We start from the raw sequence: 25,330 nt of genomic DNA, 5'->3' as shown, positions 1-25,330 counted from the left end.
TTTCAGCTTTAAGCCCCACTGCGTCTGCCTACTAGAAGGAAAACCGCCATGGGAGAACTCCGCATCCGTAAGCCGCTCCGTATCAGCCTGCCGGCTCTGCTGCTGACGTTTGTTCTGCCGTTTGCTTTTGTGGTGTATCAGCTGACTGCTCAGGTAAATGAGCGGATTGAATTGACTCAATTTGAACTGCATGGCACGCAATATCTGCGTCCGCTAGAACGGCTCCTGCAAGATGTGCCCCAGAGCCAGCGCATTGCCCAACGCTACTTTCATAAAGAGGTGCCATTGCTGGCGCTGCAACAGCGGCAGGCTCAGCTTAATGGGGATATGGAGGCCGTTGAGCAGGTGCAACGGACGTTAGGCGATCGCCTCAGAACGGCCAAAGAATTTCAGCTGCTTCAGGAATCCTGGCAGCATCTCCGGATTGAGCTTTCTCAACAAATTGCGCAGCCAAACTTGAGCACAACCAGTCGGGCGGCGATCGAAGATCTGCACACCAAATTCATTCTCAGAACGCGGGAGCTGATTTCTCAGGTGGGCGACACTTCTAATCTCATCCTCGATCCCAATCTCGACACCTACTACTTGATGGATGCCATTCTGCTAAAGCTACCTGAGGCTCAGGAGCTGCTGGCAAACCTGCAATTGAGGGGCGAAAATGTTATTCGCCAGCAGGCGCTAAACCCAGAGGAGAGAGGGCAGCTGATTATGCAAATTGGCGTGGCGCAAGCCAACAGTGATGCCACGCGCAAAGGCATGAACGTAGCATTTGACAATAATGATGCGGGCAATCTTCAGTCAATTCTGCAGCTCCCCCTGCGGAGTACCCTGTCTGACACTCAGAGATTTCTGGATTGGATGAATCATATGCTGGTTCAGAGCGAGGCCATTGTCACTGAGTCTTCTCCAACCGAGTTCGATCGCAAGGCAACCTCTGCTCTGAAAAGTAGTTTTGAGCTATGGCAGCATACCGTCAAAGCGCTGGATGGTTTATTAGAGGAGCGGATCGATCGCTTTCAGCAAAAGATCTATCTGGTGGAAATTTTTACGCTGCTAGTGCTGGCGGCGGTTGGCTCTGTGTTTATCATATTGAGCCGTAACTTGAACGCAAGACGCAGAGCCGATCGCCGCCTCAATGCTCAGTATGCGGCAACCCGCGCTCTGGCGGAATCTCTGATGCTCTCAGATGCGGCTCCCACCATTCTCCAGGCGATCTGCGGCAGCCTAAATTGGGATTTGGGCGAGGTTTGGCAGCTCAGGGCTGAGGTCAACAAACTGTTTCGAGTGGAATTATGGGGGCGATCGCCCCAGATAACCGATTGGGCTGCCGCCTCAGAGCCGCTGCTCGCACCCGGTGTTGGCTTGGCTGGGCAGGTCTGGCAGCGAGGAGAGCCAGTTTGGCTGGCAAATCTAGACGCCGATAGGCTAGGAACCCTTCCGCCTCAGCACCTTCAAGCTGCGTGCGGTTTCCCCATTTGCCATGGCGATCGCGTTGTCGGCGTGATGGTCTTCTTCGGTCACAAGATCCCCAAGCCCGATGCTGATCTGCTGAAAATGATGGCGGCGATCGGCAGTCAAATGGGGCAATTTATGCATCGGCAGCTTGCCGAAGAAGCCTTACGTCAGGGCGAAGAGCTGCGGCGGATGGCGCTCAGCGCCGCCTCTATGGGGGCATGGGATTGGGATATTGTCACTGGAGAAGAGCATTGGTCTACTGAGGTTGAGAGCCTGTTTGGACTGGCTCCCGGCACCTTTGGCGGCAGCTACGAAGATTTCCTTCAATATATTCATCCAGACGATCGCCATCAGGTGCTAAAAGCTCAGCAGCGGGCGATTCGAGAAGACACAGAATACGTGCCAGAATATCGCATCATCCGTCCAAATGGCACGTTGCGCTGGGTGACGAGTCGTGGAAAAGTCACACGCAATGCCCAAGGCAAGCCGCTACGGCTGTCAGGTGTGACGATGGATATTACCGATCGCAAGCAAGCTGAAGCCGACGTCCGCGAACGTGAAGAACGGTTCCGATCGCTGCTGGCAAATATTTCAGGAGCCGTCTACCGCTGCAACTATGATGCTGACTGGACGATGGAGTTTATCAGCCAGCCGATTCAGGCGATCACGGGCTATGCTGCAACTGCCTTCACCCAAAGCAAATTGCCCTCGTTTGCAGAAATTATTTACCCTGAAGACGAGGGCAGAATTCGCAGCGAAGTCGGGATGGCGATCGCCGAAAAACGCCCCTATGAACTGGAATATCGCATTCGTCACGCGGACGGCAGCTTGCGCTGGGTCTACGAAAAAGGACAGGGCATTTTTGACATTACGGGCGAACTTCTCTGTCTAGATGGCGTAATTTTTGACATCTCCGATCGCAAGCATTCTGAAGAACGGATGCGCCTCTTGGAATCGGTGGTGGTCAACACCAATGATGCCGTGGTGATCTTTCAGGTTAGCTCCACGAGTGAACTCAAAGTGGTCTATGTCAACCGGGCTTTTACCCAGATGACAGGCTATGAACTTGATGAGGCGGTGGGCAGAACAGCCGATTGTTTACATGGAGCCAACACCGATCGGGCAGAGCTAAATCGAGTGCGAACAGCGATCGCTCAAGGTCAAGCCCTCAATGCTGAGCTGATTCAATATCGCAAGGACGGCTCGGAGTTTTGGCTAGAGTTTGAAATGGTGCCGATCGTCCCTGATCAAGGCCGCCATCAAGATCACCTGATGCACTGGATTTCGGTACAGCGGGATGTGAGCGATCGCAAACAGGCAGAAAATATGCTGCTCAAGGGCAAAGAAGCGGCAGAAGAGGCAAACCGCGCCAAGAGCCAGTTTTTGGCAAACATGAGCCACGAACTGCGTACGCCGCTTAACGCCATTATTGGCTACAGCGAAATCCTGCAAGAAGACGCAGAAGATCAGGGCTATGAAGACATGGTGCCCGACCTGGAAAAAATTCGGGGGGCGGGCAAACATCTGCTGGGGCTGATCAACGACATCCTGGACATCTCCAAGATCGAGGCGGGCAAGATGGATCTGTATCTGGAAACCTTTGACCTAGAGCAGGTGATCTTTGAAGTCGAAAACACAATTCAGCCGCTAGTCCAGAAGAACCGCAATCGGCTAGAAATTGTCCGATCGGGCAATCTGGGCATGGGCAATCTGGGTGCGGGCAGTCTGGGCACAGGCAATCTGGGCGCTGGCAATCTCGGAACAATGTACGCCGATCTAACCAAGCTGCGGCAGTCATTGTTTAATCTCCTCAGCAATGCCGCCAAATTCACCGAAGCGGGCACAATTACCTTGACGGTGGAGCGCCGTGCCGATTGGCTAACCTTCAAAGTCGCCGATACGGGCATTGGCATGAGTCTGGAGCAAATGAACAAGGTCTTCCAGGCGTTTACCCAAGCCGATGCCTCAACGACACGTAAGTATGGCGGCACGGGCTTGGGGTTGGCAATCAGCCGCCATTTCTGTCAGATGATGGGAGGTGATATCACCGTCAGCAGTGAAGTAGGCAAAGGCTCAGCGTTCACGATCTGCTTGCCGTCCCAGGTAGACGATCGCGCCAGTTTGCCAGAAGACCTGTCAGAAGACCAAGACCTGCTGGAACCCGATCGAGTGGTCGGTGCCGATCGCTCGATCCAGACCAGCATCGGCACGATTCTGGTCATTGACGACGATTCTTCAGTGCGAGATCTAATGGTGCGGTACCTCGTTAAGGAAGGCTTTCGCGTAGAAACTGCCGCGACCGGAGATGAAGGTCTAGCAATGGCGGCAACCCTCCGCCCTGATGCCATTACCCTAGATGTGCTGCTGCCCCATATGAACGGTTGGGAAGTGCTGGCCTCCCTCAAAGCCGACTCCAATCTGGCGGATATTCCAGTTATTGTCATGAGCATGATCGACGACAAGAATCTGGGCTTTACCTTAGGAGCATCCGACTATCTGACCAAACCCGTAGACTACAAACGGCTGACTCGTTTGTTGGATCAATACTGCCCTCATCAAAGCCTGCACGCGGATCGCGATCGCCCTATAGTTCTGGTGGCAGAAGACGATGTCTCCACGCGAGAAATGTTTCGCAAGATGCTGGAGAAAGAGGGCTGGCAGGTGATTGAAGCTGAAAATGGCAAAGTTGCGCTAGACGCGCTGGAAAGTTGTTCGCCGGGTCATCTGCCGGATCTGGTGCTGCTAGATCTGATGATGCCGGAAATAGACGGCTTCCAGTTCATTAACACCCTGCGCCAGATGCCTCAATGGCGATCGCTGCCTGTGATTGTGGTGACGGCAATGGATCTGACACCGGGCGATCGCCTACGGTTGAATGGCTATGTCGAGCAAATCTTGCAGAAAGGCTCCTATCACCGAGATGATCTGCTCCGAGAAATCCGCGATCTGGTCACAAGCTGGATTCGGCATCCTGCCTAGCTGTCTAGAGTGCATTTCGGTAGTCTTCAAAAATCATTACCTGGATACCACTACTTGCATTTCTAAGACTTCATTAAGGTTACTCTCAGGTTGCATCGCTAGTGTAAGCATGACTAGCAAAAGTCTCAACTACAACCTGGAGAATTTATGAACTGGAAAACGTGCTCTCTCAGTGCAGGCTTAGCCCTCATTCTACTTGGCTATTCCAATATTCCTGCTGGCGCTCAAACTGCGCCGACCGGTGGCTCAATGCAACATTCGGGAGCAAGCAACTGTGATGCCATGCAGGCTTCCGCGATGGGTAGCGCCATGAGTAACGGCGAAGCCATGAAGCCTGAAGGTAGCGCGATGGCACAAGGCGAAGCCATGAAGCCTGAAGGTAGCGCCATGCAGGGTGACGCTATGCAGGGTGGCGCGATGGCACAAGGTGAAGCGATGAGCGGCGCGATGGCTTCAGGGGCAATGAGTGAGTGCAACGCGCCCAGCGCAGCCCCCGGCGCCCAGCCTAACTCAGCAGGATCTCGATAAAGCGATCGCCAGTTCCTACAGTGATATTTCAGTCAGGGTGCCTTAGCCCCAGCCAGGGCCGTTTATGCTCCACCGAGAATCTGCTGTAGGACAGAGCCTCTACCGTAATAGTGACTGTCACAAAGCAGGTTGAACACATCATGAAAAAACGATACTTTTTACAGGCTGGCGCAGCTGCCATTGGCGCAGTTACGCTGTCGCGCTATTTATCTTCGGGTTCTCAGGCGCAAACTTCGAGTTCACCTACCTCTGCCGTCAGCAGATTTGAAGTGACAAAAACTGAGGAAGAGTGGCGAAGAATTCTAACGCCTGAACAGTTCAAGGTCTTGCGTCAGCAGGGTACCGAGATGCCTTTAAGCAGCCCCCTCTCTGAGCAAGACATCAAAGGCAGGTACGATTGTGCGGGATGCAATTTGCCTGTGTTTTCCTCTGAGACGAAGTTTCACAGCGGCACGGGTTGGCCGAGTTTCTATGCGCCGATCGCCAATGGAGTCGCCACTTCTGAAGACACGTCCCTGATGATGACCCGAACTGAAGTACATTGCCGTCGCTGTGGCGGACACTTGGGGCATGTGTTTGATGATGGCCCTCAGCCCACTGGGAAGCGCTACTGTATCAATGGTGTCGCTCTAAAATTCGTTGCAGGTTGAAGCTGTAGCGCCTATGAAGCTGCGGGCTAAAGCTGCTTGAGCTACTGCTGGAATCGCTGTCTACCCTATCTAAATCTTTATAAGGACTTCCCAATATGCCACTTCCTAACTCTTCCCGTCGTTTATTGCGCAATTTAGCTCTCTTTTCGCTAACGACCGTGGCGATCGTCTATGGTGCTTCCCAAATGTCGCTTCCGAGCCGCGCTACCGATGTTGCCACAGCTCAGATCCCTGATCCGACCCTCAATCCGTCCACTGCAACAGGACAGCAAACGGCGGTTTTGGCGGGCGGCTGCTTTTGGGGCATGGAAGCCGTTTTTGAACATGTCAAAGGCGTATCTGATGTCGTATCTGGTTTTTCAGGCGGCGATGCTAGAAGCGCCCATTACAACATGGTTAGCTTTGGCGGTACGGATCATGCTGAGGCAGTTCAAATCACCTACGATCCGTCGCAGATTTCCTATGGTGAGCTTCTGAAAATCTACTTCTCGGTGGCGCACAATCCGACGGAGCTGAATCGACAGGGACCTGACTCAGGCACGCAATATCGATCGGCAATATTTTTTGTCAACGATGAGCAGAGGCAGGTCGCGCAGTCGTATATTGAACAGCTCAACAAATCCCAAGTCTTCCCTGCGCCGATCGTCACGCAGCTCAATCCTCTCGACAAGTTTTATCCGGCTGAAGACTATCACCAGAACTTCATCGATCGCAATCCAGATTATCCTTATGTAGTGATCCATGATCTGCCAAAGCTGGAACAGTTGCGTCAAAAGTTCCCCAGTTTGTACAAATAACGTTTGGCTCTCAATGAAGCAGATTAGCCGATTTCGGGAATCGATCGCCCAGAGCGGATGGCGGTATCTCAATCCCACTTCGCTACAGTTTCGTTTGACTAGCGAGATTGCCATTCTCTCAGTATTGTGTCTAGGGAGCGTGGGTCTGTGGACGAGCTGGAAGATGCAGCAAATTTTGATAGCGACCCATCAGCAAAATGTGGAGTACATTGCCGATCGCTTCCCCAGAGATGTCGAGCTTTATAGCGAGATGCTGTCTGTTAAGACGGGGTTGCAGAAAACAATCAACAATGTGTCTAATCCCAGCCTGCTGATCTGGGTCAAAGGTCGAGATAGCCAAATTCTGGCGCAATCAGAGAGTTTGAGGGCTGAATCTCCGGCAAATAAGGCGGCATTGATGTCTCTGGCAGAAATGCCTAGTCAGCCTCAAGTGTATGGTATTGGCGATCGCTATGTTGTTTTACGTGGCAGCTCTCTAACGGTGAAAAATCAGCTCTTGGGCAATGTTTACATTGCTCAGGATGTCACCGCCAATCAGCAGCAGTTGATCTCGGCATTGCAGGGATTAGTGCTGGTTTCGGCGCTAGCGATCGTCATCACCCTGATCGCCATCACCCTCAGGATTCGGCGATCGCTCCGTCCATTACAGGAGATGAGTCAGATTGCCGGAGCGATTTCAGCCGAAGACCTCAGCTCAGCTCAGCTACCCCTAAATCGCGCTCCCAGCGAAGTCAAAGAGCTAGCCGAAACCTTTAATCTAATGCTGTCTCGTCTCTCTAATGCCTGGGAAAATCAGCGCCAGTTTGTCGGCAATGTCTCCCACGAACTGCGTACGCCTTTGACGATCGTGCATGGCTATCTGCAAAGCGTTTTGCGGCGCAGCACCAATCTCAGTGCCTATCAACAGGAGGCGCTGGAAACGGCGGCGGCTGAAGCCGATCGCACGGTGCGGATGCTAGAAGATCTGCTGAATTTAGCGAGAGCAGACAATGGGCACCTCTACTTTCGCCAAGAGCCTGTGCTGCTGAATGCGCTGGTGGTGGAAGTTGCCGAAATGACGCAGAAAGTCAGCAATCGCCAGGTCACGGTGACTGCTCCCAACTTTGAGATTTGGGTGCAGGGCGATCGCGATCGGCTTCAGCAGGTTCTGATTAATCTGGTGGACAACGCCATCAAATATTCTGCCGCAGACCAGCCCGTAGACTTGATTCTGGAGCAGGGACAGCAGGTGATGGTGCATGTGCGCGATCGCGGTGTGGGCATTTCGCTCCAGCATCAGAACCGCATTTTTGAGCGGTTTTATCGAGTCGATGAAACCATGACACGCTCTAGGGACGGGACGGGGTTGGGGCTGGCGATCGCCAAGAGCCTAATCGAAAGCATGGCGGGCTGCATTACCCTCCGCTCTAAGCCGACCGAAGGCAGTATTTTCACCGTCGTTCTCCCTGTTTGGAAGTCTCCTGCATGACTGCTCCTCTTCTCACCGCCCATATTCTCATCGTAGAAGACGACTTGAAGCTGGCGCGGATGGTTGCCGCCGAGCTGGGCTTTGAGGGCTATCGCGTCACTGCTGCCCACAACGGCATGGATGGATTGGCAGCCGCCCGTGAGACACAGCCCGATCTGCTGATTCTAGACTGGATGCTTCCTGGCTTACCGGGCATCGAGATTTGTCGCCGCCTCAGAGCCACCGGAAATCTGGTGCCCGTGATTATGCTGACGGCTAAGGATGAGGTGAGCGATCGCGTTACCGGACTGGATGCCGGAGCCGACGACTATCTCACCAAGCCCTTCAGCTTAGAGGAGCTACTGGCAAGAGTACGGGCGAATCTGCGCCGTGCCTATCCAGAAACGCCGGATGTCTTGCAGTTTGAAAACTTGACGATGGATTGCCAAAGCCGAGAGGTGCGTCGCGGAACGCAGCGAATTGAGCTAACGGCAAAAGAATTTGACCTATTGGAGTATTTGCTGCGGCACCCGCGTCAGGTGATGACCCGTGATCAGCTGATCGAGAAAGTCTGGGGCTACGATTTCCTGGGCGATTCCAACATCATTGAAGTCTACATTCGCTATCTGCGCGTCAAGCTGGAAGCCCATGACGAGAAGCGTTTGGTGCATACCGTTCGGGGTGTGGGCTATGTGCTGCGGGATTATGCTTGAGAACTATGCCTGAGCGCTATCAAGCCTCTCCCTGCCAGTGCATTTGCGGTCGGTCGGTCGAGGCTAAAAGCTTACCCTGAGAAATCACATACCGCACCGTGGCGCGGCGGCGGATGGCATCAAAGCGATCGATCGCATCTAGAACAATCAAATTAGCAGAGTTGCCGACCTCTACCCCATATTGATCTTCGACATGCAGCGTCTTTGCCCCGTTCCAAGTCACCATGTCATAGCAGGCGTTGATTTCTGGCGCTCCTGTCATTTGCGACACATGCAGCAGCATTGAGGCGACATCCAACATATTGCCTGTCCCTAACGAATACCAGCAGTCCTGGATGCAGTCGTGTCCTAGGCTCACGTTCATTCCCTGCTGCCAGAGTTCCTTAACGCGCGTTACCCCTCGGCGCTTGGGATAGGTATCGGTTCGCCCTTGCAAGGTAATGTTAATCAATGGATTGGCAATGAAATTAATGGCGGTACGGCGCAAAAAGCCTAGCAGCTTGTAGGCATAGGCGTTGTTGTACGAACCAAAAGCCGTCGTATGACTTGCCGACACCCGTGATCCCATGCCCGATCGAATCGCACAAGCCGTCACGACCTCCAGAAATCTGGAGTTATCGTCGTCAATTTCGTCGCAGTGAATGTCAATCAGGCGATCGTACTGCTCTGCCCACTCAAAAATACGATGCACCGATCGCACCCCATCTTCACGGGTCAGCTCATAGTGAGGAATACCGCCGACCACATCTGCACCCAACTTCAGCGCCTCCTCCATGAGTGCCTCATTTTTTTCGCCGCCGTAGATGCCGTCTTGGGGAAACGCCACGACTTGCAGCGTCATCCAGTCTTTAACGGCTTCACGCACTTCCAGCAATCCCTGAAGCGCAATCAGATTGGACTCGCTGACATCGGCATGGCTCCGAACAAACAAAACGCCCTGCATGGCCTGCTGTTTTAGAGCGGCGATCGCCCGCTTCTTCACATCCTCCAGCGTCAAATCTTGCTTGCGCTCTCGCCAAATCTCGATGCCTTCAAACAAAGTACCGCTCTGGTTCCAGCGCGGCTCCCCGGCAGTCATTGCTGAATCCAGATGTACATGGGATTCTACAAAAGGCGGACTCACGAGCTGTCCCGCCAAATCTAGCTCAAGCTGAGCTGATGCCGAAATCTCAGGTGCTATGGCTGCAATCTTGCCGTTGGCGATGGCGATATCGACTGGGGCGATCGGTTCTGTAGGGTGCAGCAATCGGCAGTTGCGGAGCAGAAGTTCGTAAGACATAATGCGGCTTCTTGGATAATTCAGGAGAAACGTAGATTATCGCCCATAAATTTCCTTGCGAGTGAAAGGTTGAAAGTCCGGAAACACATGCGGGTGGCTGTTAATAAATTGGCTCCGTTATGGGGTTTGGATGGCGATCGCTACCATAAACACCTTTTCATTGAGTAAGCGATCGGGTGCTTCATTCACCACTACAACTCATCCTTACTTGTTTAGGACTACCGACATTTGTAATGTTGCTTGCTCCGACCATGCTTGACTACATCCTCGCTGCCACAGTCTGGGCAAAGAACGGGTTTCAAAACCATATGCAAATTGAGGAAAAATACCTGCCTGATTCTCCCTCATTTCCACACGTATAGAACATTACCGCGGCGTCCAGGTCATAGCTCAATCCAATACTGAGAAATGGGCTTACCCGATTTGTCAGAACTTACCTGCCCTTGCATCACTCCACCGTTCCTCTCAATGATCTTTGCTGATGCCGTGTTGTCTGTGTCGCACGTGAGGAACACGCGATCTAAACCGATGTCCCTAGCTCTCTCCAGTGTTAGCTTGAGGATCAACTTACCGTATCCCTTCCGCCTCTCAGAGGGCCGAATATCGTAGCCAATATGCCCGCCTTCGTGCTCCAACTCAGACGTGAGGTAATGGCGAAGGCTGCTACGTCCAATGATCCTATCAGCCAACACTAACCAGAAGGTGCTTGCCGGGACATGATCCATGGGCAGATTGACGCCTTTCGAGTAAAACACCAGATTGCGAACATAACTGGAGAAGTCATCGGCGGCAGATTTGTAGCGATCATCACCTGTGGCTCGATACTCATCAGCCATGCTCAAGAACTCTGCTACCAGCCCTTCAATCGGTTTAATTAATGTAATTTCCCGATTACTCATACTGAACCCTCAAGCAGATGCATGACGTTCGCAATCGCCGGGCACAGATAACTTTTTACTAGAAACAGCATACTTTAAAGTCCGGTGCAATACGGTTTTAGATGGTAGGCGATTTGCATGGTTTACGCAGTGGTGGCTCTCCTCCATTTATTAAAGTAATGGCATCCTCAGCTTCCTCACCCACAGACCACCACCCTTCCATAATTGTGTTGTCGGTCTGAGCTAATACTTGGAGTTTTGGCAATGCCTCCTCTATTTTTATCTCACTCACAGCAAAGCATGCCCAAAACCTAATTTCAGCGTCCGAATCATCTAGTGCTTCAATGATGACAGTCAGTGCTTCCTGATATAAATTTGGTACTAACTCGTGAGAGAGCCTATTGCCAAGTCCTTCTGGGGCTTGTGCTCGAACAGAGGGAGCCTCAACCCGATCAGCTGCAACTTTGCTCAACACACAGATCGCTTCTTGGGTTATTTGGCTCTTCGATAGAAAAGAAGGCGCCAAGGCGGTTAGAACGGGGACGTTTATGGTGGGGCGCGCAGCGCCCCACCATAAACGTCCTAAGTAAACTGGCGACAGCTATAGTTGGGGCAATCGCATACTCACCGATCACTGAACTAAACCGGAGCTTATTGGGGAGAAAACTCCCTGTTGCTACGCCATCTGTGAGACTGGAAAGCTAACAGTGACGGGGAGCGGCAGTAGACAACCTTGATCTCAAAATCAAAAGCCCTCGACTGTCCGCTCCACCACATTGCTGGACTGTTGGCACCACTGGTTGGTTTATGGTAGCCAACGCCCCTCAAACCACTTATGGTAGAGGGCATAGTCACCGCCACGAGCAAAAACATCAATCCTGCCAGCACTCCAAGAAACGGCAGCCGGATCAGAAGTCAAAACGCCGCCGAGAGATCCCCAGTCTGACCAACCATTCTCAAAATATTTGTGATAGAGCGCATTGTCTCCACCCCGGACAAAGATATCCAGTCGTCCGGGTGCCCATGAAGAAGCATCAGGGCTGGAAGTCAGCACTCCGCCAAGAGATTCCCAGTCTGACCAACCGTTCTCAAAATATTTGTGATAGAGCGTATTGTCTCCGCCACGAGCGAAAACGTCAATTCGACCATTACCCCAAGAGACCGCACTCGGATCAGATGTCAGCACTCCGCCGAGAGATTCCCAGTCTGACCAACCGTTCTCGAAATATTTGTGATAGAGCGCAGAATCCTCGCCTCGAACAAAGACATCCAGTCGTCCCGGTGCCCATGAACAAACATCAGGCCCAGACGTGAGATAACCGCCGAGAGATTCCCAGTCTGACCAGCCGTTCTCAAAATATTTGTGATAGAGTGCATTGTCTCCGCCACGAGCAAAAACGTCAATTCGACCATTGCCCCAGGAGACCGCACTCGGATCAGATGTCAAAACGCCACCGAGAGACCCCCAATCCGACCAACTATTCTCGAAATATTTGTGATAGAGTGCATCATCGCCACCTCGGACAAAGACATCCAATCGTCCCGGTGCCCATGAACAAACATCAGGCCCAGACGTGAGATAACCGCCAAGAGATTCCCAACTCCCCGCCGGACTGGGAACTCCCTCAATAGAATAAGCAACCACGTACACATTACCTTCAGAAGGCATAGCTACAATCTGATAACGCACGCCTCCCGCATGAGATTTGTCTACTGTCAGTCGTCCTAAGAAATCATCGCCACTGCCAGTGTCATATTCCCAGAAATTTACATCAACAACATCAGCAAAAGGCACCCGCAAATTTGGGCGAACAATTTGCCCGCCATTGATGCCGTAATACTTGCCTGGGGGCCAAATTTTAGCTTTACGCTCTTGGTTAGAAAGACTGAGATAGAGTTCGTCAGGATAGTTACCTGGTACATCAAGTGCGCCAATTAATCCTGGAACTATGCTAACCAATCCCTTTGCGGCTTGTAGGGCAGCACCTACGGCCGCACCTGTCGGGCCAAAGAAAGCTGCTGAGCCAGCGCCGACATCAGCAGCTTTTTTAACGGCGTCAACGACTGCTTGAACAGCACCGGCATCAACCCCAGTCGAAACCACTTTGCAATCGATCGCATGAATAACAAGTTCGGGCACGATTACTACTCCTTGGTAAATATTATTACGAACCTATCCAAATGAAATTAGACTATGTCTCTATGCCTCTTCAGGCAGTTCACCAACTACAACAAAATTGCACAAGAACTCAAGATCACTCTCATCTCCAAATTGAATATTTAGGGCTACAAAAGTAACTAGAGAAAAGCTCTCTACATCTTGATAATCAATATTAAAAAGTGCAAAGATGGTGCCAGATCCTTGCTTGCTATGGACAGTAGCAGTCACAACGGGTTCACTGACAAATCTCGGCAACCGAATCTGTGCTGAACGAGCATGTTTTCCACCGTCTGGAATTGACATTGCGATCGTCCCCGCTAAGGAAACCGTGTTTCCCGTCTGGATTAGATACTGATAGTCGTAGGGCATATTTCCTCGCTGTATTGTCCATAATTTCTGACTAGCCGCAGTATTATCTGAGTAATGCTTGTATTCATTCTGGGCTTCACGATCAAACTTTAGGTAGTACCCCTATGGGTAACTTTCTGTTCAGAACTTACCTTTGATGTTGCAGCCGAGATTGTACTGAGCAGGACTATAGTTTGGATTCTAAAGATAAATCAATACGTATGGATGCGTAGTTTGAGAGGTGGATCTCGACAAACTGCAATGGAGAGGTGTAGACAGCATAAAATAGTGGGTCAGATTTTGGCGATCGCCCCACTCACCTTTACAGTTGCCCTGAAAAATTTAGACAAACATTGCTATCCCCAGCTTCTGAAGTATTTGAGTAATTGCCGCAGAACGGTTATTAACACCAAGCCTGTCATAGATATTCTCACAGTGCTTTTGGACTGTACGGTGACTGAGATGAAGGATTTCACTAATTTGCTGATTGCTTTTATCACGAAAAATCCAATGCAAAATCTCTGACTCGCGCTGACTCAAACCCAGTTTTTGCAATAGCGCAAAAGATAGGTCAAGTGGTGCTTGCTCCTCTAATGTCAATAGATACTGATCATTCGCGGAATCAATGAATAGCCGAACAACAAGTGTATGTTTATCTTGAATCACTCGGAGCAGTGGCGTTGGTGCAGAAAGATCAGCTCCGATCGCCCAATTAGCTAGTCTTTTCTGTAGCCAATCTTTCATCATTTCTGGCAAACTATTTTTTTCATAAGGTGCAGCAGAGAAATATTTTCGCATTAATTTCTCTGCTCGCTCCGTTACAAATTTCGTTGAACCATCGCGATTGATGACAATACTACTGGTCTGGTCTAGAAATTGGTTCAACCGTTTGTACTCCCATTGCATCTGGCTAATCATCTGACTATTTTTATAAGCCTGTAGAATGTGGGGAGCCAGTAAATTTAGAATTTCGCGATCTCGTTCACTAAAGTTACGGCGATCGCGATGAATGATAACTACTAAATCAGGCAGTTCTTCATCTAGACAGACCGATGTAGGCGTTAATTTGACTACCCAATTATTGATTAGTTCGCGATCGAATTCTGTATGCTTTGGCGTGAAGGGTTGTTGTTCAGTGACGACCAACGACATCTGGTCTAACATTCCTAAAGGCTCAAGAAACTCTCCATACAATGCCTCACGCTGATACATCTCTGACTCATTCAGAAAATCAGAAATCTTGTGCGCCCTACTGTCACCCGTTGACAGATAGTGTATCGTCACGGGATTTTGCAAGAAATAAGACATTGATATGTTGGTTCTAGTCAGCATATTAGTGTCATTAGCAACTAAAACCGAAGCCAAGATTTTCTTGCCACTTTGATCATTAGGATTATGCTTAAAACTCCCCACCTGATCAGCAGCGGTTCCAGCCATTAATGTAAAATCGCTCTCGATCACCATCGACAAAATAGACAATAGCCGGGTTGGGAACTCTGATAGGTGAACGATTGTATTGAGCTGCTGTAAGAATTGACAAACTTGCTGTAAATCATATGGCGTTAGAGTTTGCATAAATTGTGATATCCTTTACATAATCTTGGGTGCTTGGTCAGAAAAATGGAATAACAATAGACCTCTTGCAGATTCAAATTTTTAGATTGGGTTGGGCGGGGCTACGCCCCACCCAACCCAATCTAAAAGAGGTTTAATGTAATACTCTTGAGGAAGTGGGCTAACTATGAATAAACCGAAAATTTCTGTATGAGATCTCGGTTTTACTGTTTAAGGGAATTGTTTCCGCATAGTACGCTGCTCAAGCTAGATAGCCCGAATCTTTCCACATATTTTCAGATTTCCGTAGGAAATAGGCAGACGTACTATTGAATGCACAGTACATCTGCCTATTTCTTATGCAGCTATCTCTCGAAAATCATCTGCCCTGTTTGGGTCTTAAATTAGCATTAGTTTTATCAGGAGTGAGGGTTCTATCGCAAAGTAAGATAGCCTCAAACGAGTTTCATTTGTCCTGATGCGTTAATCATTCGAGGTGCCCTAAGTAAAGTATTGATTAACTGACAAAGTTGCACCTGCTAAGGCATCTTGAGGGCGCTGAAAATTCATCCCCGTCACATCAATTACTAGGTCACGCTTCGGATTAAACCCAGCTTGATTGTCATTGACAGACAGATAGGTACGTCTCTTGTGAGCCACAATTACAGCTTCAGACACTCGCGCCCGCTGTCTCCCTGGAATAATTGGGTTGACATCATCGTAGGCTGCTGCGATCGCCTGTACTTGACCTCGCTGCACTGTTCCTCTACCCGGAAGCACAGGCGTTCTGACTTTACCCGCGTTGTGAATGCTGCTAGGAAGCTCAGCCGTACTTAAGTTGTTATCAAAATCGAGTTTGATTCTATCTCCTTCTAGGGCGTTGAAATCTGTGATCTGGTCAAGGCGACGACGAGTCAGTTTTGGAGAATTACTGATCTGAGAATCTGCTAATGCACGCCGCCGACTAACGCCTGTGTAAACAAACTGATCCGCACCTGCACTCCCTGTCACAACATCACCCCCCACGCCGCCCACAATCACATCATTATCCGCGCTTCCCAATAGCACATCCGACCTGTTGGTACCGATGACTCGTTTGGGCTGAGGCGCGATCGCAGGGGGTGTTTGAGGCGCGATCGCAGGGGGCGGATCTCCAACTCCTGGCGGCTGATCGCTGATGATAGGGGAAGTTGTTTCGTATGCGCCAATGTCAAATCCATTCCTTTGCGGACGGGCGACACCGCGTTGATCAACTAAGACATTGGCGTTAGGGTTAGCAGCGTCGATCGCCGGACTGTCGGCAAGCAGAGCATGGGTCGGTGTCGCGCCACCATTATTCTGTAGGGAACCGAGCTGAGGAGCGATCGGAGTGGCGCTGGTGCCTACCTTATTGCCATTCACGCCGTTGGTAAAGCCTGTGCTACCTGTGCCATCGCCAATTAGATTGAAGAGGGCTGTCGTAAAGCTACCCGAAACATCAGAATAGCTGCCTTTTGAACTGTCATTGTCAAAATTTCCGGCAATGATGGTGTTACTGATCGACTGTCCCGTCGCACCATTAATGGCACCCGTCGTTACAGTAGATGAGGCAATGCCGCCACCCGCAAGCGCCGCCTTGTTTTGATGAATGGTGCTGCTGTTGATAATGAGGCGGCTTGTCGCGCCATTATAGATGCCACCCCCCTCTGCATTGGTTTGGTTACCGCTGATGGTCGTGTTGGTGAGTGCGGTTACATGCACAGTTCCCTCGGTGCTGCCGCTCGAAATGCCGCCGCCGCCAAGGGTTGCAACATTGTTATTGATGGTACTGTTGGCAATGGATAGATTGCTGCTGCTGTCGATGCCGCCACCAAAGAGCGCCTTGTTATCTCTGATGACTGTGTGGGTTAGCGTTAGGGATTCTGCATTGAAGATACCAGCCCCACGGGATTGACTGCCGAGCGATTCATTAAGAAATCCATTGGCGATCGTCAGTCCATCAATCACAACTCTACTAGCACTGCTCTGTCCATCATCAATTTTGAAGACACGAGAAGCGTTGTTGCCGCTAATGGTTAATCGATCTGCTCCCAATCCGGTAATGGTTAGCCCTTTATCAACCACTAGGTCACCCTGAGTCAGGATGATAGTTCCACCTGCGAGGCTGGAAGCGAAGCTAATATTGTCTCCAACATTGCTCAGGGCGATGGCTTCTCGTAGCGAAACATTTCCAGCGCTGACGTTACCATTATTTTCATCTAGAAGCGTATCTACAGTGATCGCCATCTTACTGCCCTCGTGTATCGTGAAAGGGACAAAAATAGAACATGCAGTAGCTATCAACCAGAGTATTCAAGAGAATAGCTTTTTTCAGGAGATTGCTTAATCCAACTAGAATGTGGCTTGGTGAAGATAACGCAACTATTCTGTATAAAAGAATACCATTTAAACGCAAAGTTGAGAACAGCTTTTGAGGTAAAGAAAATTGAAGGGAACGTTCAATCGAATGTCGTCGGGACGGTTTGGACAATTACCGGATGAGGAGGTAGACGATGGAGCGATCGTCTAAATTATTGCCGGTTCTTTTCTGCGGCAGATAACCGCTGTAAATTCAAGACGCTCGATCGTCAGAGTGCCTGGATGCCCAGACATTCCCCATGCTTGTTAGACAATCCAGCCTGGTTAAGCCGATCGGGTGGACGCTCGGACAAACATTTGCCGCCAAATATCTCTACGCAAGGTTACAAAGTCTGAGTGAATTTTCCAGCCAGCATATTTTTCAATCAGCATAGATGGATGTTGCTCTCATCAAGAAATCAGGCTATGGCTCATCCAAGATTTTCTGTGGCTGCGATCGCGACCTTTAGCTAATTTTTCCTAACCTTGCATAAGTCAAAACTTTCGATCGTTCCTATCCTCAGAAGCCCAAGAACACTGACACAAAACTAGGAGAAACAACATGCTACGTAAAATCGCTTCAGTCTCAGCTTTGATTCTCGCCGCTGTTCCTGCAATCTCCATGTCTGCCTTAGCCTTGTCTGGCCCCAAAGTCACCGTCTTTAACCAGGGCGGCTATGTTGCGGACTACCAAGTTAGCTACACCGCCAATGGACAACGTAACGAAGTCAAAGTCTCTGGTCTGGTGGTCGGTAAAAAACAAACCGTCACACTGCCTGTGGGCAGCCAAAGCATCAGGGTTCGGGGACAAATGCTCACAGGTTTGTTCTGGGAGCCTAAGCGAGAGCTGTTCAATCAAACTGCCAATGATGGCAGCTGCTTCAAGACCTATGGCACCATTTTCAGAGGTGACTGGTCACGGGACTGTACGGCTGATTTCTAGGCAATACAGCGCTGCTGTGGCGTGGATTTTTCAACAAGCCCTGTCTAGCATGACGCAGCAAACCCCGATCGGTTTTCAATAGGTGAACTTTGCGATCGGGGTCATGCTTCGTGGAACCCGCAACGGGGGAGGCGTTCTTCCTGCAATTTCTTCATGTCGATACCGATTGCTATCAACGGGTTTTGGATGAGAGCGGCTTTAAGATAACCCAGAAGCGTCTGCACAGGAATCCCTTCTTCACTCGCATCTTAGTGACTGCCACTATTTCAATACGATCGCCTCTCCTCCCATTTCCTAACTCTGCACGAATTTATGCCAGTGATTTTTGCTGGGGGAGCGATCGCCTTGCTCTTCTAGGGCAGTACTAGAAAGCTCAAAAGTTTGTTATCGATATCTTCAGCTATGGGACAACAACTCGTGTTGGAGCTTGGGAGCGCGATATAGGCTTTGTTTTTACGACAATGTTTTTACGACGATTTCCACATCTTGACCGTCTGAATTTGGCGGTTACAGTATTGAGGGAACAGATGATTGGAAGATCACATACTATGTCCCTCTATTTCTCAAAGCTGTTGCCTCTGTTTATTTATCCCCTGGGGCTAGCTTGCCTGCTGCTGCTGCTGGCGCTGCTATTGATTTGGAAACGACCAAGGCTCTCGGCTTTAAGCATTGTGATGGCGCTAGCGCTGCTGCTGGTCGGTGGCAATAGTTGGGTCGCCAATCAGCTAACGCGATCGCTAGAGTGGCAAAATATTCCGGCGACACTGCCCAACGCAGAGGCGATCGTCGTTTTGGGTGGCGCAACGCGTCCACAAATCTATCCTCGTCCAGCAGTGGATGTGATGGAGGAAGGCGATCGCATGATTTACGGCGCACAGCTCTACCGCCAGGGCAAAGCGCCGATCGTGATCTTGAGCGGCGGTCGGACGCTGAATTTGCAGGAGGTTAGCTCCTCAGAATCGTCAGATATGAAGACTTTGATCGAAACGATGGGGGTGCCTGCGTCCGCTATTCTGCAAGACGCGACTTCGCTGAACACTTACGAGAATGCTGTCAACGTCAAGAAAATTTTGCAGCAGCGGGGAATTAATAAAATCCTGCTGGTTACTTCCGCTCTACATATGCCGCGATCGCTGAGAATCTTTCAAAAACAGGGGATTGAAGCGATCGCGGCTCCTACAGATTTTCTGGTGTCTCAAGAAGAGCTAGACTTCTCCGAAGATACCTTGGCTTCTACTGTGCTCAATGCTCTGCCAGATGCCAGAAATCTAAATCAGTTGACGCGATCGATCAAGGAATATATTGGTTTGTTTATCTACGGTCTGCGAGGCTGGCTGTAATTCGTTACGCTATTGAAAACGCTTACAGCAGACACCCATAGCAATGTCGCAATCCTGTCATGTCAATGGTTTCTCTTACCTGATTCCGCTTCCCCCCGCCGCGATCGATCCTCGGTTTGAGGTGTATCAAGACACGCGGGCTTTCTATGACGAGGCTCAGCGGCGACAAGCCCACGCTGATCACTGCCGCTGGTATGCCAAAATTGCAGCTCAGCATCGCCAAGAGCTGATACAAATGCAGGGCGAGCTGAACCCACTGCAATGGTTTTATCGGCGGTAGAACCCAAATCACCAGAGACTAGATTACCTCTAGCTCAAAGTCCCGCAGGTGTGCTTTGAATTTGCTCTCAAACTTTACCAGTATCGGGAAATTAGCGCTGATGGGCTTACCGTGATACTCGTTGGCAAAGGCAGCAATCTCGCCTTCCATCCCCTGAATATCGAGGGCTTGATTGCGATGGATGGGGTGGTGGTAAACCAAAACAGATTCTTTGACACGAACGCGATCGCCAACTTTCATAAACGGTTCAGATTCTATCCTAGGTCGGCTGAGCCAATGCTCTAGCCAGTATTGACATCAATTTCTTCCCCTATCCTACCGCTCAATAGACCTCTTGCAGATTAGGGTTTTAGATCAGACTGAGCGAGGGCTATGCTCCCACCCAGGCTAAGGAGATGGGGTGGATGGTTGGGGTAAGGATTGAGGCAATGACGGCGTAGGAGAACTAGATGAGGGCGATCGCTCCATCTGCTGCCAAATTGCCACACCCAAGATTCCGGCGATCGCGGCTAGAACCATCAGCCCTAGGAGTCTTACTCCTAATGTGAGAGGCTTCCAGGAAGAGACAGGGGCAGGGCGAAGGGTGGGCGGCGGTTCCTCGTCATAGAGCAGCGCCCGCGAGGAGTCTGCTAGGCTGTCATCGATATTGGGGAGGGCGATCGATGCTGTTTCGGGAGTGGGTGCGCTGGTGCTGATCTCTGGGCTAGGTGGCTGGCTCACCATACATCGCAGCAGCACGACAGAAGTGTTGTCATGTCCGTTTTTTTCGTTGGCGATGCCAATCCACTGCTGGACGGCTTCTCGCAGCGAGATTTTACCTTCTAGCACAGCTTGAGCGATCGGCTGCCAGGATTGCTCAATGCGATCGTAGTCGCTCAGACCATCAGAACAGAGCAGCAGTAAGCCATCTTCCTCAATGAAGAATCGCTGCACATTCACTTCTACCAAGTCTGCATTGCGGGTGCCGAGCGCCTGAGTCAAGGCTCCACCATCAGAGCGCCGAAGCGCCTCCTGGTAGGGGCTTCTTCCCATCAGCACTTCTCGCGTTGCTACATCGTCATCTAGGGTGAGCTGATGCAAATACTTTGAGGTGATCCAGTAAGCCCGACTGTCGCCGACATGCACTAGATAAAGCTCATGTCCGTTGCCCGTCGCTGGCTCTGATCCTGTCGGAATCTGCTGGGGGAGCTGGAGTGCCATCACTAGCGTGGTACCCATGCGCTGACGAAGTTCGCGCTTCTGAGTGTCGTTTTGGTTGGCAATCAGGTTGTTGACGACGCGCACCGCCTTTGTCAGCTGTTGCTTAACCACAGCGGGAGTCAGTGGTTCTGGCTGTCCAGCTAGTTCTGCTAGCAAGACGCGAATTTGCAGCTGGAGCGATCGCAATGCCAACTGGCTAGCCACCTCGCCGCCCTCATGTCCGCCAATGCCGTCGCAGATGATCCCCACATGGGGAGCCAGCGTCTCATCGGCGGGTGATGCGATCGGAAAGCAAGCATCTTCATTGTGGGTGCGCTGAGGACCTGTGGTGGTGGCTCCAGCAATGTCCAAGTAGAGCGGTAGCCGTGCGGTTTGCGCTAGCAGCAGCTTGTCTAGCTGTGCGGCGATCGTCTCAAAGTCTGCCTCTTCTGAGGTTTGCATCTGCTGGCAAATCTGTTGCAGAGGCTGCGGTGAATCTAGGCTCGACATGACCCAAGTTTGCCAGAGTGCCCCTAGGTCTTTGAGCGAGGGAAGGCTGGATTCCACTGCGGCAGGTTCACCTGGCACCTTCGTGGCAATGGCAGACTCATCATCTGGTAGCTGAGCAGATTGCGGAGGATCTTCAGGGCGATCGGGTAATAGCTCTCGCACCCGCACCCGCCAGCCTTCGATATGCAGGTTGTCAGGCACTAACAGACTGGTTGCCACACCTTGGTGTCTCAGGGGTTGCCAAAGCTGCAATATTTGCCACAGCCAGTAAATCTGCCGCACTGGAGGCGTGGTTTGCCAAGCGGCTTCCAGCATAGGCAGCAACTGCCCAGTTTCGTCAAGTGGAGCATTGTCTAGGAGAGCGATCGCCTCATCGTCTTCAGTTTCTGCGCAAAATCCGTATAGCCCCGGCAAGTGCAAGCGATGGGCGTAGAGGTAGAGATAAGACAGCGCCAGGTTTGGCATCAGGTTTGGCACATCTGCGGCTCTCGCGGGCTGAGTATCTAGCCAAATTTGGGGACGAGTCACCCAGTAGCGATCGGCAACTAGCGTATTTACGGGAATATCCGCAGGATTGGCTGCTCCACTCATGGCTCTGGTTGCCCAGAGGTAGCGGTATACCAGGGGGGTTTGACAGCGATCGCACAGGGTTTGCCCCAGAGCATTGTCTGGATGCAGGCACTCCGAATTAACGCATTGAATTTGCACTGAAGGATGACTCATGAATGAGAGGGGGGCAAGATTCTCTAACTATTATGCGGGAGACGCACGCAAGGACTAATGGTATAGCTAAATCACTGACCTGTTGCGCACTAACGAAGCATTTCTTCTTCACCCAATCTTGACTAAGCCGCCTATGCTCAGTAAAGCGCAACCCGAATCTCTAAAAAGTTGATTTTCAAAGGCGCGAAGCGCCTTTGAAAATCAACTTTTTAGAGCATTAACGAGCATTTGCAATCCACCGATACTCGCAGATAAAATTCCCACAGACGAAAATTCTCAGAGGATAATCACCCCAGGCAGGGGTATTGCTGGACACAAGAGTTTTGCCAGCATAAGCGATATCTTTAACCCAAGGATGCTTTTACGCTAGGCTGTTTTTAGCTGAAAGCCATTTTTGGCTAGAGGGCACAGCACTGCATAACGGTTAATCACAAAACTATTCTTGATCCTAAATTCATGGCTAGGTCGTTTTCTCTCAACAACTCGCAGCCTAGTCGGTGGCAATTGATTTGGCGGGTGGTGCGCCCGATGCTGCTGCTGTCTGTGGGCATCCATGCCTTGGCGCTGCTGGTGCCGCTGCCTCCTAAAGCCGTTGACGCAGAAAAAGCGGCGAAGGAGCAAGCCATTACCATCACGCAACTGCCGCCTGCTGAGCCGTCCACTACAAAGCCCAGTGCCGCCGCTGCCCCCGCTACCGCCAAGCCGACCGTGGCAGCAGTTCCAGCCCGTCCTGCGGTTGCAGTTGTGAGCACTCCTAGACCCACAGTTGTCTCTCAGTCTGCTGTGTATTCCAGCCCGTCCTCTCCTAGCGCACCGACCTCTCCTCAGTTGGTTGCTGCTACGCCCAGCCCGACTGTCGTTGATGCGTTTCCTAGCGACTTTCCCCAATATCCAGATGCACAACCGGGCACTTTTGGCTTGCCCTCTGCCTATGAGCCGTTTGGTCGCAAGACTTCCAAGGAGATCGGTGAGGTAGATGAGTGGTTGCAGCAGCAGTTGGCGCGTCAAGGCTACGGCGTTGAGCCTGTTGAACAGTCTTCTCAACGCATGGTTTACCGGGTTATGAAGGGGGGAGCAACTCAGTTCTTGAGCCTGATTCCCAATGCGGCAGGGGGAACTAATATTTTGGTGATCCCCGATCCGCTGATGCAGAGCGGCGATCAGGCGATTTTGCCGACCGGAGATTCAAAGTTTTTGGCTGACCTGACGAGCATTTTGCCGACTTCTAGCACTAGCGGCTGGCAAACCGTCAGTAACCCCACTGAGCTTTTAGCCGAACCTGGCGCGTTTTTCGAGAATCCGACTGAGGCTTCTCCCCAACTCAAGGCGGACGGAGAGAACGCGGCATATATCGAAAACCAGGATGTTGACGCTGTATTTGGCAGCTTACGACCTAAGTTTCAGGCGGCTGAGATTGACGTGGTGTTGCAAGGCAACTATGGCGGCGGCTTTATCTATGAAGCGATTCGTGGCAGTGACAGCCACTTTTTTAGCCTTGTGCCGACTAAAGACAGTCAGTCAACCCTGCTTGTAGTTTGGAGTAAGTCGCCGCTCTAGGGTGATTGCTCTTGGCTTACCGCTCTAGCCTTTTTCGATCGCCAGAAAAACGCGATCGCCCCCCAAGTCTCTCAGAGTTCTGAGCAGACCCAAGACATTTTCGTACTTCAATCCTTTGTCGGCTTTGAGGGTGACGATGCCCTCAGGGTTTTCAGACAAGAACTTTTGCACCCGTTGCACCACAGCTTGCTCGACCGCAGGCTGATTATCCATCACGGTTTTACCGTCTTTATCTAGCCCGATCGTCAGTTTGGCTTGCTTGGCTTCAGCCTGTTTATCTTCTTCAGATTGCCCGGTCGGTAGACTAACGTTGAAGATCTGTTCCCCTGTCAGTGTCATAGAAACAATGATGAAAAAGGTTAAGACCGTCATCAACACGTCTAGCATTGGAATCAGGTTGATTTCGGGCATTTGAGAATGCGATCGATTATTTTTGGTGCGCATGGGAGATAGACAGGGGGAGATAGACAGGCAAAGCAGGCTGCATTCACCATATCTCAGAACTTGCGCAGATCTGGTATTGGGTACAACACAGGGTGCATCAATTTAGCGTTAGAGTGCGATCGGTTTCAGCCAAAGGATGCGGATTATGGCATTGGGTCGCGGTATCCAGATCGGCGCAATCTTTTCTATGATCACGATGGTGGGTGGAGTCTTTGGCTATACCCTATTTGGCTGTCCGCTTTTTGATGCCATTTATATGGTGGTCATTACCATCTTTGGTATTGGCTATGGCGAATTTTGCCCTATTTCGATCGCCGAAAGGAGTTTCACGATTCTTGTCATTGTTGCTGGAGTGATCTCAGCCGCTTTTGTTGTGGGAGGATTTGTGCAAATGGTGACAGAAGGAGAAATTCATCGAGCCTTGGATAGCCGTCGTAAAACCAAAGATATTGCTCAGTTAGAGAATCACGCGATCGTCTGTGGCTATGGGCGAATTGGGCAAGTCTTAGCCCGCAAGCTAGTCGATGCTGAGCATCCGTTTGTCGTGGTGGACAACAACAGCGATCGCATTGCCAGTGCCGAAGCGATGGGATATCGGGTGTGCCAGGGAAATGCCAGCGAGGAGCAGGTGCTGCAATCTGCCGGAATTGGGCGGGCGAAGGTGCTGGCTACGGTGCTGCCTGATGATGCCATCAACGTGTTCATTACCCTAACGGCACGGGGCTTGAATCCTCACCTGATGATTGTGGCGCGGGGTGAAGTGCCAACCACCGAAAACAAGCTGCGCTTGGCAGGGGCAAATCATGTGATCTCCCCGGCCAGCATCAGCGGGCTACGCATGGCAAATTTGATTACTCATCCCAATACGATCGAATTTCTCGATCAAAGCGAAGAGCGTACCCGTCTGAATGAGCTGTTAGCCCAAATTGATGTACAGGTCGATGAGCTGGCGGTGCCTGCCAACTCGCCTTTGGTGGGACGCTCGATCGCCGACTTAGAGATTCGCGGCAAAGGAACTTTCATTGTTGTGGCGCTTCGCCGTCGAGAAGGCGATTTGCTCACCCATCCTAGCCATCAAGAGATCTTGCAGCCCGGAGATACGGTGATTGTCTTAGGGCATACAGGCGACATTCCGCAATTTTCTCGCCTCTATGAAATGAAGCGCTTGCCGCGCCATCGCGGTGGGTAG

At 51.0% G+C, this 25,330-nt stretch carries 23 protein-coding genes; 12 read left to right on the top strand and 11 right to left on the bottom strand.

Annotated features, from left to right (window positions below):
* Positions 1-48 precede the first annotated feature (48 nt).
* The 6 genes from AC5JMP_RS09865 (at position 49) to AC5JMP_RS09840 (ending at position 8,569) form a co-directional block, all read left to right on the top strand.
* Complete coding sequence (locus AC5JMP_RS09865; RefSeq protein ID WP_495851277.1) at positions 49-4,434, top strand: PAS domain-containing protein; 4,386 nt, start codon at positions 49-51, stop codon at positions 4,432-4,434.
* A 147-nt stretch (positions 4,435-4,581) separates the two neighbouring features.
* Positions 4,582-4,962, top strand: coding sequence for a hypothetical protein (locus AC5JMP_RS09860; RefSeq protein ID WP_495851276.1), 381 nt, complete (start codon positions 4,582-4,584; stop codon positions 4,960-4,962).
* A gap of 140 nt (positions 4,963-5,102) precedes the next feature.
* Entirely contained in the window at positions 5,103-5,612 is a 510-nt protein-coding gene (msrB, locus tag AC5JMP_RS09855; RefSeq protein ID WP_495851275.1) for a peptide-methionine (R)-S-oxide reductase MsrB, read from the top strand.
* A 95-nt stretch (positions 5,613-5,707) separates the two neighbouring features.
* Complete coding sequence (msrA, locus tag AC5JMP_RS09850) at positions 5,708-6,409, top strand: peptide-methionine (S)-S-oxide reductase MsrA (RefSeq protein WP_495851274.1); 702 nt, start codon at positions 5,708-5,710, stop codon at positions 6,407-6,409.
* Positions 6,410-6,422: 13 nt separating this feature from the next.
* Entirely contained in the window at positions 6,423-7,877 is a 1,455-nt protein-coding gene (locus tag AC5JMP_RS09845; protein WP_495851273.1) for a sensor histidine kinase, read from the top strand.
* The gene (locus AC5JMP_RS09840; RefSeq protein WP_495851272.1) at positions 7,874-8,569 is read left to right on the top strand and encodes a response regulator transcription factor; all 696 of its coding nucleotides are present in this window, start codon (positions 7,874-7,876) and stop codon (positions 8,567-8,569) included. The genes AC5JMP_RS09845 and AC5JMP_RS09840 overlap by 4 nt, the downstream gene beginning before the upstream one ends.
* Positions 8,570-8,588: 19 nt before the next feature.
* Here AC5JMP_RS09840 and codA read toward each other — a convergent pair whose 3' ends face one another.
* The 8 genes from codA to AC5JMP_RS09800 all read right to left on the bottom strand — a co-directional run bounded on the left by codA (position 8,589) and on the right by AC5JMP_RS09800 (position 17,054).
* Positions 8,589-9,848, bottom strand: coding sequence for a cytosine deaminase (gene codA, locus AC5JMP_RS09835; RefSeq protein WP_495851271.1), 1,260 nt, complete (start codon positions 9,846-9,848; stop codon positions 8,589-8,591).
* 218 nt (positions 9,849-10,066) lie between these two features.
* The gene (locus AC5JMP_RS09830) at positions 10,067-10,156 is read right to left on the bottom strand and encodes an IS1/IS1595 family N-terminal zinc-binding domain-containing protein (protein WP_495851270.1); all 90 of its coding nucleotides are present in this window, start codon (positions 10,154-10,156) and stop codon (positions 10,067-10,069) included.
* Positions 10,157-10,231: 75 nt separating this feature from the next.
* Positions 10,232-10,747, bottom strand: coding sequence for a GNAT family N-acetyltransferase (locus AC5JMP_RS09825; RefSeq protein WP_495851269.1), 516 nt, complete (start codon positions 10,745-10,747; stop codon positions 10,232-10,234).
* A gap of 97 nt (positions 10,748-10,844) precedes the next feature.
* Positions 10,845-11,252 carry a HEAT repeat domain-containing protein gene (locus tag AC5JMP_RS09820; protein ID WP_495851268.1) on the bottom strand — a complete coding sequence of 136 codons (408 nt, stop codon included), beginning with the start codon at positions 11,250-11,252 and terminating at the stop codon, positions 10,845-10,847.
* Positions 11,253-11,531: 279 nt separating this feature from the next.
* Positions 11,532-12,866: a PLL family lectin gene (locus AC5JMP_RS09815; protein WP_495851267.1), complete on the bottom strand. Its 1,335-nt coding sequence runs from the start codon at positions 12,864-12,866 to the stop codon at positions 11,532-11,534.
* A gap of 60 nt (positions 12,867-12,926) precedes the next feature.
* Positions 12,927-13,190, bottom strand: coding sequence for a hypothetical protein (locus AC5JMP_RS09810; protein WP_495851266.1), 264 nt, complete (start codon positions 13,188-13,190; stop codon positions 12,927-12,929).
* 387 nt (positions 13,191-13,577) lie between these two features.
* Positions 13,578-14,810, bottom strand: a complete 1,233-nt coding sequence (locus AC5JMP_RS09805) for a response regulator transcription factor (protein ID WP_495851265.1) — start codon at positions 14,808-14,810, stop codon at positions 13,578-13,580.
* Positions 14,811-15,290: 480 nt separating this feature from the next.
* Positions 15,291-17,054, bottom strand: coding sequence for a choice-of-anchor Q domain-containing protein (locus AC5JMP_RS09800; protein ID WP_495851264.1), 1,764 nt, complete (start codon positions 17,052-17,054; stop codon positions 15,291-15,293).
* Positions 17,055-17,727: 673 nt separating this feature from the next.
* On the opposite strand from AC5JMP_RS09800, the gene AC5JMP_RS09795 reads away from it, so the two are divergent.
* The 4 genes from AC5JMP_RS09795 (at position 17,728) to AC5JMP_RS09780 (ending at position 19,728) form a co-directional block, all read left to right on the top strand.
* The gene (locus tag AC5JMP_RS09795; protein WP_495849849.1) at positions 17,728-18,108 is read left to right on the top strand and encodes a thiol-activated cytolysin C-terminal domain-containing protein; all 381 of its coding nucleotides are present in this window, start codon (positions 17,728-17,730) and stop codon (positions 18,106-18,108) included.
* 110 nt (positions 18,109-18,218) lie between these two features.
* On the top strand, positions 18,219-18,476 hold the full coding sequence (locus AC5JMP_RS09790; RefSeq protein ID WP_495851263.1) for a hypothetical protein: 258 nt from the start codon (positions 18,219-18,221) through the stop codon (positions 18,474-18,476).
* Between the two features lie 180 nt (positions 18,477-18,656).
* Positions 18,657-19,448 carry a YdcF family protein gene (locus AC5JMP_RS09785; RefSeq protein WP_495851262.1) on the top strand — a complete coding sequence of 264 codons (792 nt, stop codon included), beginning with the start codon at positions 18,657-18,659 and terminating at the stop codon, positions 19,446-19,448.
* Between the two features lie 43 nt (positions 19,449-19,491).
* Positions 19,492-19,728, top strand: coding sequence for a hypothetical protein (locus AC5JMP_RS09780; RefSeq protein WP_495851261.1), 237 nt, complete (start codon positions 19,492-19,494; stop codon positions 19,726-19,728).
* Between the two features lie 18 nt (positions 19,729-19,746).
* Here AC5JMP_RS09780 and AC5JMP_RS09775 read toward each other — a convergent pair whose 3' ends face one another.
* Positions 19,747-19,968: a ferredoxin-thioredoxin reductase variable chain gene (locus tag AC5JMP_RS09775; RefSeq protein ID WP_495851260.1), complete on the bottom strand. Its 222-nt coding sequence runs from the start codon at positions 19,966-19,968 to the stop codon at positions 19,747-19,749.
* Positions 19,969-20,115: 147 nt separating this feature from the next.
* A complete protein-coding gene (locus AC5JMP_RS09770; protein ID WP_495851259.1) occupies positions 20,116-22,140 on the bottom strand; it encodes a PP2C family protein-serine/threonine phosphatase in 2,025 nt (674 codons plus the stop codon).
* A gap of 456 nt (positions 22,141-22,596) precedes the next feature.
* On the opposite strand from AC5JMP_RS09770, the gene AC5JMP_RS09765 reads away from it, so the two are divergent.
* Complete coding sequence (locus AC5JMP_RS09765; protein WP_495851258.1) at positions 22,597-23,697, top strand: hypothetical protein; 1,101 nt, start codon at positions 22,597-22,599, stop codon at positions 23,695-23,697.
* A 24-nt stretch (positions 23,698-23,721) separates the two neighbouring features.
* On the opposite strand, the gene AC5JMP_RS09760 is transcribed toward AC5JMP_RS09765, so the two are convergent.
* Positions 23,722-24,141 carry an ExbD/TolR family protein gene (locus tag AC5JMP_RS09760; protein ID WP_495851257.1) on the bottom strand — a complete coding sequence of 140 codons (420 nt, stop codon included), beginning with the start codon at positions 24,139-24,141 and terminating at the stop codon, positions 23,722-23,724.
* Between the two features lie 145 nt (positions 24,142-24,286).
* Between AC5JMP_RS09760 and AC5JMP_RS09755 the strand changes: the two genes are divergently transcribed.
* Positions 24,287-25,330 (top strand): potassium channel family protein, encoded by a 1,044-nt coding sequence (locus AC5JMP_RS09755; RefSeq protein WP_495851256.1) that lies wholly within the window; start codon positions 24,287-24,289, stop codon positions 25,328-25,330.

This window comes from Drouetiella sp., from assembly GCF_059504425.1.
Note: the sequence above shows the minus strand (reverse complement) of the source record. Positions and strands in the feature narration are given on the sequence as shown.

Bases quoted from the DNA above. Each gene is read 5' to 3' on its own strand.
- AC5JMP_RS09865 (WP_495851277.1), top strand. From the start codon at position 49: ATGGGAGAACTCCGCATCCGTAAGCCGCTCCGTATCAGCCTGCCGGCT.
- AC5JMP_RS09860 (WP_495851276.1), top strand. From the start codon at position 4,582: ATGAACTGGAAAACGTGCTCTCTCAGTGCAGGCTTAGCCCTCATTCTA.
- msrB (WP_495851275.1), top strand. From the start codon at position 5,103: ATGAAAAAACGATACTTTTTACAGGCTGGCGCAGCTGCCATTGGCGCA.
- msrA (WP_495851274.1), top strand. From the start codon at position 5,708: ATGCCACTTCCTAACTCTTCCCGTCGTTTATTGCGCAATTTAGCTCTC.
- AC5JMP_RS09845 (WP_495851273.1), top strand. From the start codon at position 6,423: ATGAAGCAGATTAGCCGATTTCGGGAATCGATCGCCCAGAGCGGATGG.
- AC5JMP_RS09840 (WP_495851272.1), top strand. From the start codon at position 7,874: ATGACTGCTCCTCTTCTCACCGCCCATATTCTCATCGTAGAAGACGAC.
- codA (WP_495851271.1), bottom strand. From the start codon at position 9,848: ATGTCTTACGAACTTCTGCTCCGCAACTGCCGATTGCTGCACCCTACA.
- AC5JMP_RS09830 (WP_495851270.1), bottom strand. From the start codon at position 10,156: ATGGTTTTGAAACCCGTTCTTTGCCCAGACTGTGGCAGCGAGGATGTA.
- AC5JMP_RS09825 (WP_495851269.1), bottom strand. From the start codon at position 10,747: ATGAGTAATCGGGAAATTACATTAATTAAACCGATTGAAGGGCTGGTA.
- AC5JMP_RS09810 (WP_495851266.1), bottom strand. From the start codon at position 13,190: ATGTCAATTCCAGACGGTGGAAAACATGCTCGTTCAGCACAGATTCGG.
- AC5JMP_RS09805 (WP_495851265.1), bottom strand. From the start codon at position 14,810: ATGCAAACTCTAACGCCATATGATTTACAGCAAGTTTGTCAATTCTTA.
- AC5JMP_RS09800 (WP_495851264.1), bottom strand. From the start codon at position 17,054: ATGGCGATCACTGTAGATACGCTTCTAGATGAAAATAATGGTAACGTC.
- AC5JMP_RS09795 (WP_495849849.1), top strand. From the start codon at position 17,728: ATGCTACGTAAAATCGCTTCAGTCTCAGCTTTGATTCTCGCCGCTGTT.
- AC5JMP_RS09785 (WP_495851262.1), top strand. From the start codon at position 18,657: ATGTCCCTCTATTTCTCAAAGCTGTTGCCTCTGTTTATTTATCCCCTG.
- AC5JMP_RS09780 (WP_495851261.1), top strand. From the start codon at position 19,492: ATGTCGCAATCCTGTCATGTCAATGGTTTCTCTTACCTGATTCCGCTT.
- AC5JMP_RS09775 (WP_495851260.1), bottom strand. From the start codon at position 19,968: ATGAAAGTTGGCGATCGCGTTCGTGTCAAAGAATCTGTTTTGGTTTAC.
- AC5JMP_RS09770 (WP_495851259.1), bottom strand. From the start codon at position 22,140: ATGAGTCATCCTTCAGTGCAAATTCAATGCGTTAATTCGGAGTGCCTG.
- AC5JMP_RS09765 (WP_495851258.1), top strand. From the start codon at position 22,597: ATGGCTAGGTCGTTTTCTCTCAACAACTCGCAGCCTAGTCGGTGGCAA.
- AC5JMP_RS09760 (WP_495851257.1), bottom strand. From the start codon at position 24,141: ATGCGCACCAAAAATAATCGATCGCATTCTCAAATGCCCGAAATCAAC.
- AC5JMP_RS09755 (WP_495851256.1), top strand. From the start codon at position 24,287: ATGGCATTGGGTCGCGGTATCCAGATCGGCGCAATCTTTTCTATGATC.